Source organism: Desulfamplus magnetovallimortis (assembly GCF_900170035.1).
GTDB lineage: Bacteria > Desulfobacterota > Desulfobacteria > Desulfobacterales > Desulfobacteraceae > Desulfamplus > Desulfamplus magnetovallimortis.
This window is the reverse complement of sequence record NZ_LT828547.1, coordinates 209,708-218,827: the sequence shown is the minus strand read 5'-3', so window position 1 is coordinate 218,827 and position 9,120 is coordinate 209,708. Positions and strand designations below refer to the sequence as shown.

Sequence of the window (9,120 nt, the reverse complement as noted above, 5' to 3'; positions counted from 1 at the left end):
CTTCGCAATCATGAGGATTTATTAGAAAGCCTCCATAACATGCTGATATACAACGACTTTCATGTTTCGTTGTGATGCGTCAGCAAACATGGGGGTTTTATTAGAAAGCCTCCATAACATACTGACATATAAAAACTTTCATTCCTTCGATTGTGGCGGGTGTCCGCCATGGGCGTTATTTAAAAAGCATGGTATTCACCATATTTACTCAGCTTTACGGCTAACACAAAATAAAAACACAACTATTAAAGGTGAACGAGTGTTTATTATCAATATCAGGTGTTCTATTAATATCTGTAATACAAGTCAAGAAAAAACCCCAAAATAGTACCACACATTATAGCAGGGAGAGGATACAATGATGCGAGGCTCTTTAAATGCACTATTAACAACACCTTTAAAAAAGTGTTCGCATGTAAATGCATAGTCTGTTTTTTTTAGTCACTACACCTTATTTTTTGACATTTCCTGTGTTATTGTAAAAGAGATAAAGCTTTTGTGAAGATCAAAAGAGCTTGATTGATTTTTTAGAATACCCACTTTAGGAAATAATCAACAATGCTTATACAGAATGCTGCGACAAGGGTAGTGATTCCATCCCTGATTTCAAAATCCCTGACCAGTTTGTCTGTAATGAAAAGCAAAAAAGCGTTGATTACAAATTTGAACAGCCCAAAAGTGATGATCATAAAAGGAAGTGTCAGAAGAATCAGCAGCCAGCCTGTGAAAAAACTGACAAGTGAATATACAATGGCAACAACAAGAGCTGTCCAGTAATTTTTGATATAAATTCCTGGTAGAACATTGGCAACCACAAATACAGCACAGCTTAGAAGAATAAGATTCCAGATCATTTGATAATACCTCCGTTTTTAATTTGTTTATAATTGCAAAAAAGGCAAAAAATATGATAATCCATGACGGCATTTATGAATGGGACGGCAGAAGCACCGACGGCAGACAACCAATATGCTGGTGGCCTGGCTCTTACTGGATGCGGATTGTTGATCTTACCCTTGATATTCCCAACATGGTGCATCTGAAATCCCATGCAGTGATACTCAAAAACAGGGGCAAGGGCACATCCCTTAGAAACTACATCCAGAATTTTGCAAAAATTATTGCCGAAAAATATAATCTTAACATTGAAAAAACCCTTTGGGTAGAAATTATTGTAAACGGTAATGGTGACCCGGAGGATATACTAATAGCCAATATCAACTGTGTCTCAAGATTATTTGACAGGCAGCTTTTTTCAGCAATGTGGAGACCTGCAAGGCCAAATGAACTCAAGTTGCTTGACCCCTGGCTGTTTGATATGCTTGACAGCCAACTTCAGGATCTCAATGCATGACCATTTGTAATATCTTTTGACACACTTCACATAAACCTGAAATAGTTTTACACTTTTGGGTGGAGATGCCGACAAATACTCATGCAACCCTGTAAAATAAAAAACTGAGAAAGAATTATGCCAGTAAGACAATCAAAGAAAATTTGCGGGGTTGAGTATGACCTTTGAAAACCCACTATGGGATGAAATTCAGCAAGGAGAGTCAAAAACCCTTGAGTTTAAGCAACAGTTACCTAAAGGAGATCAACTGGCAAAAACTCTGACAGCATTTGCCAATACATCCGGAGGTAAACTTATAATAGGTATTGATGACCAGCGTAAAGTAGTTGGTATCAAAGGCGATGAGTTTGAAATGATGGATCAGATCGCATCAATGATACATGACTGCTGCCAGCCAGCTCTACTGCCTAATATATATCTGGCAACTCTTCTAAATAAAACTGTTTTGGTTATACAAGTGTACAGGGGGACACAGTTACCCTATTATCTGAAATCCAGGGGGCGTGACAGAGGGGTTTATATTCGTCTGGGTGCAACCAACCGTCAGGCTGACATTGAAATGATCCGGGAACTTGAGCGTCAGCGCCTGCATCAGAGTTTTGATGAACAGATTGCCTGGGAGTCATCTCTTGAAACACTGGATTTATCTCCATTGTATAATGCTTTCAGTCAGGTAAACAAGCCCCTTAATGATGAAAAATTGCACAGTCTCAAGCTTATCAGAACTGAACAGGGAGAAGAGCGTCCTACCCATGGACTTCTTATTTTGTTAGGCTGTTATGAACATGTGGAAATCAAATGCAGTCGATTTAAAGGTACAAGCATGACGGTGTTTATTGATAAAAAAGAGTACACCGGCGACCTCTTCAGTCAATTGGCAAACACCGAGGATTTTGTAAAAAATCACTTGCACCTGAGAGCTGAAATTTTAGGCTTACAAAGAACCGAAAACTATGAAATTCCCATGCCTGCCATTCGTGAGGCTTTGATAAACGCGGTGGTACATCGTGATTACAGCAATTTTGGTCGTGATATCAAAGTCGGTATTTATGATAATGCACTGAACATTGTGTCGCCAGGGGGTTTTCCAAATGGTCTTACATTAAAAGAAGTTATCAAAGGTCGTTCGGAAATTAGGAACAAAGTCATTGCACGGGTGTTCAAAGCGTTAGGTTATATTGAACAGTGGGGAAGCGGAGTGGCGCGTATAAAAGAACTTTGTCACCAGGCAAACACACCTGAACCTAAACTGGAAGAAAGCGGAAATTTTGTGGATTGGCTCTTTATGCGTCCGGTAGAAACTGAAGAGATTCAAGCCACATCCATAAAGTCTATTAACAACGCTCTGAATAAAAGTTCGGAGATAAATCCGGAGATAAATCCGGAGATAAGTTCGGAGAAAAGTTCGGAGAAAAGTTCGGAGAAAAGTTCGGAGAAAAGTTCGGAGAAAAGTTCGGAGAAAAGTTCGGAGAAAAGTCCGGAGAAAAGTCCGGAGAAAAGTTCGGAGAACAATTCGAATAAAAGTTCCAGAATACTTGCCTGTATTGCAGATAATCCCAAAATAAGTGCCAGAACCATTGCTGAAAAAATAGGTATTACTCCAAGAGCTGTAGAAAAACATATTGCTCAACTTAAACAGCAGGGCATTTTGCTCCGCATAGGCGCAGCCAGAGGCGGTCACTGGAAAATTTCAAAGCCAGGTTACCCACCCTTGCCAGATCAGAATTAAATATTTTTAGAAAGGCTCCATAACATACCGATATACAAAGACTTTAACGTTTCGAAGACTTTAGCGATTCGATGTGCTCCCCAGGGCATGGGTGTTTTATTAGAAAGTCTCTATCACATACTGATATGCAAGGACTTTTATGTTTCGTTGTTATGCGTAAGGAATGAGTCATAAATAACTTGCCCATTTCAAAACAGGCGACCATTGCAGGCAGTACGTTTGAAAATTATAATTGAGCATCTTATTTCGTGCTCATTCCTAAGCAAACATGGGGGGTTATTAAAAAGTATTCGTAACATGCTGACAATCAACTGAGTATATTTCAAGCAACAATTGAGAGACACAATGAATAATAACTATACACATTTATACACAACTTACGAAAAAGGGATAATCCAGAAACTGCAATACCAATGGAAAGAGCTGGTGAAAAAAAGATGCTTGGCATACCCTGAAATTGCATCTTCCATTCGTATGCCCGTCATAAACATATCTGAAATGCACAAAACGCTGGGAATGTGGATCAAGGAACATAATGAAATAAGGCTCAACAGAGAGCTTGTTAACAGGGGACGCTGGGACTCCATTCTTGAGGTGTTCCTTCATGAGATGGCGCACCAGATGGCATCAACCAGCTCTCTCAGCAGCAGGGAGACTCCCCACGGAGAGATTTTCCATAAATGTTGCCAAATAATAGGTGCAAATCCAAAGGCTTCCGGCAACTACCAGAGCCTTGAAGAGAGGATTTGGAATGATGAGGATCAAAACAGTGAAAGTGACAGGATCATGATTAAGGTAAAAAAACTCATGAGTCTTGCATCCTCGGGGAACCACCATGAAGCAGAAGCAGCAGCAGCAAAAGCAAATGAACTTATTGCAAGATACAATGTTGATATGATCCGGCATGACAGGAAAAGGGGATTTGAGTCCATAATCATCACAGAGCCGACATTAAAAATGAGTCAGTATCACAGCCTTGCAGCATCAATACTTACAAACTTCTATTTTGTAAGGGGTATATGGTTATTTATTTACATGCCTGAAAAACAACAGTGGGGCAAGGCATTTGAGATAAGCGGAACCCCCACAAACCTGAAAATTGCAGACTATGTATTCAACTATATAATTGGCTATGCGGAACAAAGCTGGAAACAGTACAAAAAGGCGAACCCTTCCTGCCGCAGCCGCTCAGGGTACATGACAGGAGTTCTTTATGGGTTCATGAAAAAACTTGAGGAACAGCAGAAAGAGTCCGAGATCTCCCAAAGAAGAGAGCAAAGTAACGACTATATTCCAGCGACCATTGAAGATCAGCGACTTGCCCTCTACTATGAAAAACGCCATCCTGACACTGTAAGTAAAAAGACAAGCTATTATTCCAGAAGTGCTTCTGCCTACAACTCAGGCATGGAACAGGGCAAAAACCTTACCATATCCAAAGGGATTACAAGTTCCGGCAAAACAGGTGGTGGGTATCTCACCCAATAACGGACATGGCAGCCCCATCTGACACAACGAAGCATGAAAACCTTTATATGTCAGTATGTTATGAAAATCTTCTAATAAACCTCCATGTTTGCTGACGCATCACAACGAAACATTAAAGTCTTTTATATCAGTATGTTATAGAGACTTTTTAATAAGAATTTTCAGCAACTACAGGATTTATCATTGTACCAATGCCTTTTATGGAGCTTTCGAGGATATCACCGGGTTTTAGATATACAGGAGGCGTTCTGGCAAAACCTACACCACTTGGAGTTCCGGTAAGTATAAGTGTTCCGGTTAAAAGGGTTGTGCTAATGGAGAGTCGGGAAATAAGGTCTGCAACTGAAAAAATCATGTCAGATGTGCTTCCCTGCTGCATAATACGGCCATTAAGTCGGCTCTCCAGTTCAAGATTGCAGGTGTCTTCTATTTCATCGGCTGTAACAAGTTCCGGCCCCATTGGACAGAAAGTGTCAAAGCTTTTCCCCCTTACCCACTGCCCCCCACCGCCATGCTTTTGCCATCTTCTGGCAGATACATCATTTACACATGTATAACCATAAACATGATTAAGGGCTTTTTCTTTGCTTACATTTTTTGCATCCTTCCCGATAACAACACCAAGTTCAACCTCATAGTCAACCTGGAGGGGATCAAGGCATGACAAGGGGAGTTCAATCTTTCCAAAGGGTCCGGTTACAGCAGCAGGGTTTTTCATAAAAAGCACAGGGTTTTCAGGAATCGGCATTCCGGTCTCTTCTGCGTGCATCCTGTAATTTAGGCCAATGCATAAAATGGCCACTGGGTTAAAAGGAGGGAGGAGCTCTTTTACTGTTGCTTTTTGTTCCAGTACTTCATGTTTTGCAAAAAAATCCGGTGCAATAAGGGTTGCAGAATCTCCATGGTAATCGCAACCTGTACACACGTTATTGTTATCATCAAGAAACCTGATTATTTTCATTGTTTTCTCCATTAATGTTTTTGCCAGCCTTGCAAGAGTAATTACGCCGGTAGTGATATTGAAATTTTTACCGTGGAAATAGATACAAATTTCCATATTCGGGGGTGGCTGAATGCCGGCCATGACCGTTTATTGCCAAATAAAACAGTATCTCCGTCCATGAAAATCATGAAAGTTTTTTCACGTTAAAATGCTCAAAATCGACACCTTATTGATTTCCCGGAAGTTATTGCATTTATCTGAATCAGGACAACCAGGATGAAAAGGATGTTCAAGATAGAGAATCCTGCTTTATCTTGTTAATCCCGGGCATCCTGATTCAGACACTATTGGCGAGGTTCAAAAGACCATAGGTGTCGATTTTGATTAAAATATATATTGAAAATGATATCAATTCATAATAATAAAAGTCAACTTCGGCATCACCATGCATGTAAATTTTGGCATCGGTATGCATGTTAATTAATGAATTGACTCTGGACATAACTATATCATGAATTACTCCCCGGACACACTGAAGACAATTTTTTCATCATCTCCAATAGGCATTTACATGGTCAGAAACAACCGTTTTATCTTCTCAAATCCCAAATTCAAAGAGATTTCCGGTTACTCTGAAGAGGATCTTACCACATTCCACCCTCTTGATATAGTGGCTCCTGAATACAGAGACCAAGTTAGAGAAAATGCAGTTAAAATGCTCAAGGGACAAAAAACAAAACCCCATGAATTCATGGTAATATCAAAATCTGGTCAAAAACGATGGATACTTGAAAGTGTTTCATCCATCATGTCAGGTGAAAACAGGGCAGTCCTTGGGCATTTTATGGATATTACAGATGCCAGAAAAGCCGAAAATGAGCTGATAGCATCGGAAGTAAGATATAGATCCTTTTTTGAACTTGCAAGAGAAGGTATTCTCCTTGTGGATTATGACACCGGAGCCATCGTTGACTCCAATGTTGAGTTCCAGCGCCAGACAGGATACAGCCTCCAGGAGCTTCAGAGTCAAAATATATGGGAACTCCAGCCGGAAAATTTAAGAGAAGAGGCAAAAAAGAGCTTTTTCCGTTTCAAGGAACACAGGGGAGGACTTATATCGTGGAATCTGCTGGAAAACAGAAACAACAAAATGCTTCCTGTGGAAATTATTGCACAAAAACTAAAAATACTGGATCGTCAGACCATTTGTGCATGATAAGGGATACAACTGAACGAGAAGCCATGATAAGGGCGCTGAAGCTTGCATCAGAAGAGTGGCGCAGATCCTTTGATGCACTTGATGATGTGATAATGCTTATAAGTCCCGACTTTAAGATAAAAAGGGCAAACATGGCAGCAGCAAGGCTTCTTGGCATGGATATCCATGCAATAATTGACTCTCAATGCCATACTGTTGTCCACGGTACTAATGCCCCGCCGCCATACTGCCCCATCCTCAAGGCGCAATCCCTTGGCATCTACAGCAAAGCTGAAGCATTTGAGCCTCATCTTGACCGCATCTTCAACTTTTCAGCAGCTCCAATCAAGGATGACACAGGCAGGATAAGGCACTGCGTTGAGGTGATAAGTGATGTCACTGATGCCCGAAAAAATGCCAGGGAATCCATAAGACTTAGCAAAAATCTTGCAGAAAGCTTCAAAGGCATCACAGAAGCCTTAAGCGGTCTTGTGGAGAGCCGTGATCCTTATACAGCAGGCCATTCCCAGCATGTGGCAGAACTTGCAGTTCAGATAGGCAAAGATATGGGACTTGACGGAGATGACCTTGAGGGACTTCATGTGGCAGCACTTCTCCATGATATCGGCAAGGCCATAATTCCTGCTGCCATATTGAACAAACCCGGGAAACTTTCAGAATATGAATGGGGGATGATAAAGCAGCACCCAATTACTGCCTATGATACACTCAAAAGGATTCCCTTTCCATGGCCTGTTGCCGATGTTGTCCATCAGCACCATGAAAAACTTGATGGTTCAGGCTATCCCCTTGGACTTTCCGGAAAAAATATTCACCTGTGGGCAAGGATCATATCAGCCGCAGATCTTTTTGATGCCATGACAAGCCATCGCCCCTACCGCCCCAGAATGCCAAGGGATAAGGCCATGGAAGAGCTTACAAGGGGCATGGGAGTTACCTATGATGAAGATGTAGTTCATGCCATCCAGAATGTTCTCAAACTTGATGACATGCGTATATTTGTTGTGGATTATGACAACCTTGTTCTCCAGGGCATCATGGATGAGATAAAAATTGAAGGCATCGAACCATCCGGTTTTACAGATTCCCAAACAGCATTACAGGCATTTTCCGACAATCCTGCGCCCCTTGTTATGACAGAGCTTACCATGCCTGGAATTGATGGAGTTACCCTGACCAGAAAAATCAAAGAATTGAACCCACCCACAGAGGTAATCGTTACTGCCAGCCACTACAGCAAAAGTGATACGTTAAGAGCTCTCAGGGCAGGAGCATCGGATTTCATAGAAAAACCCATTGACATTGTAATGTTCAGAAAAAGCCTTCACAGGGCATTGAACCGTTATGCAGCAAAAATCACTGCAACCTGAAAGCCATGATTAGTTACAATATACAATTGCAAAAAAAATAATTGCAAACCCCAAAACAAATCACTGCAATTTAAACCCCTTGATGTAATCAATAAGGAGACAAAATTTATCAAGGGAAGCGTTTCTGTGTTTGATATGGATGTTAATATGATCGTTTAAAAGGGCCATATCAGGAAAAAGTGCAACAAGCTCACCCTGCTCCAGCTCCTTGACCATAGTATATTTTGGAACAAAACCAACACCTATTGAACAAATAGCGGCAATAATAATACCTCTGACATGATTTATCTCTGTGATCCTGTTAAATACAACCTGCTCATCGGTTGAAAGGGCATTTATAAAATTGCTCCACCAGACAAGCTCCCTGTCAAGGGAGAGAATATTACACTTTTCCAGATCTCGGGTGGTTTTAATATTGTGCTTTTCAATGTATTCAGGGGAAGCTATTACTGCATACTCCTCCTGAAAGAGGTGAATGGACTTTACATCAGGATGAGCATTGGGTTTACAGTCAATAACAAGATCCAACTCATCATCCAAAAGGGGCTTGAAAAGATTGTGGGTTAGCCTGAAATCAATGTGAATACCTGGATATTTATCAAAAAAATCTTTAATCCCCTTCAAGACAATACTCATCCCAAATTCCACAGTTGAGCCAAGCCTGATTATTTCTGGAAAATCTCTGCTCTCCAGAAGAAGCCGACGGGTTTTATCAATCTCAAAAAAGATATTCCTGCAACTTTTAAAGAGGATTTCTCCTTCATGTGTCAATGCAAAGCCAGATTTTTTCTTCTCTATCAGAACAAGGTCAAGGCTCTCTTCCAGAGTCCGTATGGCATGGCTTACAGCGGACTGGGTTACAAAAAGTTTTTCAGCACATCTTGAATAGTTCTTTGTTTGTGCCAGAAAATAAAATGTTTTGAGTTTATTAAGATCCATAATATTTAACTAAACAGACATGATTGACTACGTATCAATCACCCCCAAATATAAAAATGTTAGTCATTTTATTTAAAG

8 protein-coding genes are annotated in these 9,120 nt (G+C 40.7%); 5 read left to right on the top strand and 3 right to left on the bottom strand.

The genetic code is table 11. From position 1 onward, the window contains the following. Positions 1-527 precede the first annotated feature (527 nt). On the bottom strand, positions 528-854 hold the full coding sequence (locus tag MTBBW1_RS14965) for a phage holin family protein (RefSeq protein WP_080804562.1): 327 nt from the start codon (positions 852-854) through the stop codon (positions 528-530). Between the two features lie 53 nt (positions 855-907). On the opposite strand from MTBBW1_RS14965, the gene MTBBW1_RS14960 reads away from it, so the two are divergent. The 3 genes from MTBBW1_RS14960 to MTBBW1_RS14950 all read left to right on the top strand — a co-directional run bounded on the left by MTBBW1_RS14960 (position 908) and on the right by MTBBW1_RS14950 (position 4,571). Then, complete coding sequence (locus tag MTBBW1_RS14960; RefSeq protein WP_080804561.1) at positions 908-1,354, top strand: hypothetical protein; 447 nt, start codon at positions 908-910, stop codon at positions 1,352-1,354. A gap of 157 nt (positions 1,355-1,511) precedes the next feature. Next, complete coding sequence (locus tag MTBBW1_RS14955; protein WP_080804560.1) at positions 1,512-3,083, top strand: RNA-binding domain-containing protein; 1,572 nt, start codon at positions 1,512-1,514, stop codon at positions 3,081-3,083. Between the two features lie 345 nt (positions 3,084-3,428). Continuing rightward, a complete protein-coding gene (locus MTBBW1_RS14950) occupies positions 3,429-4,571 on the top strand; it encodes a SprT-like domain-containing protein (protein WP_080804559.1) in 1,143 nt (380 codons plus the stop codon). Positions 4,572-4,719: 148 nt separating this feature from the next. Here MTBBW1_RS14950 and MTBBW1_RS14945 read toward each other — a convergent pair whose 3' ends face one another. Then, positions 4,720-5,532: a fumarylacetoacetate hydrolase family protein gene (locus MTBBW1_RS14945; protein WP_080804607.1), complete on the bottom strand. Its 813-nt coding sequence runs from the start codon at positions 5,530-5,532 to the stop codon at positions 4,720-4,722. Between the two features lie 493 nt (positions 5,533-6,025). Between MTBBW1_RS14945 and MTBBW1_RS14940 the strand changes: the two genes are divergently transcribed. Further along, positions 6,026-6,730 (top strand): PAS domain-containing protein, encoded by a 705-nt coding sequence (locus MTBBW1_RS14940; protein ID WP_080804558.1) that lies wholly within the window; start codon positions 6,026-6,028, stop codon positions 6,728-6,730. Next, positions 6,727-8,103, top strand: coding sequence for an HD domain-containing phosphohydrolase (locus MTBBW1_RS14935; RefSeq protein WP_080804557.1), 1,377 nt, complete (start codon positions 6,727-6,729; stop codon positions 8,101-8,103). The genes MTBBW1_RS14940 and MTBBW1_RS14935 overlap by 4 nt, the downstream gene beginning before the upstream one ends. 60 nt (positions 8,104-8,163) lie before the next feature. On the opposite strand, the gene MTBBW1_RS14930 is transcribed toward MTBBW1_RS14935, so the two are convergent. After that, positions 8,164-9,042 (bottom strand): LysR family transcriptional regulator, encoded by an 879-nt coding sequence (locus MTBBW1_RS14930; protein ID WP_080804556.1) that lies wholly within the window; start codon positions 9,040-9,042, stop codon positions 8,164-8,166. Positions 9,043-9,120: the final 78 nt, after the last annotated feature.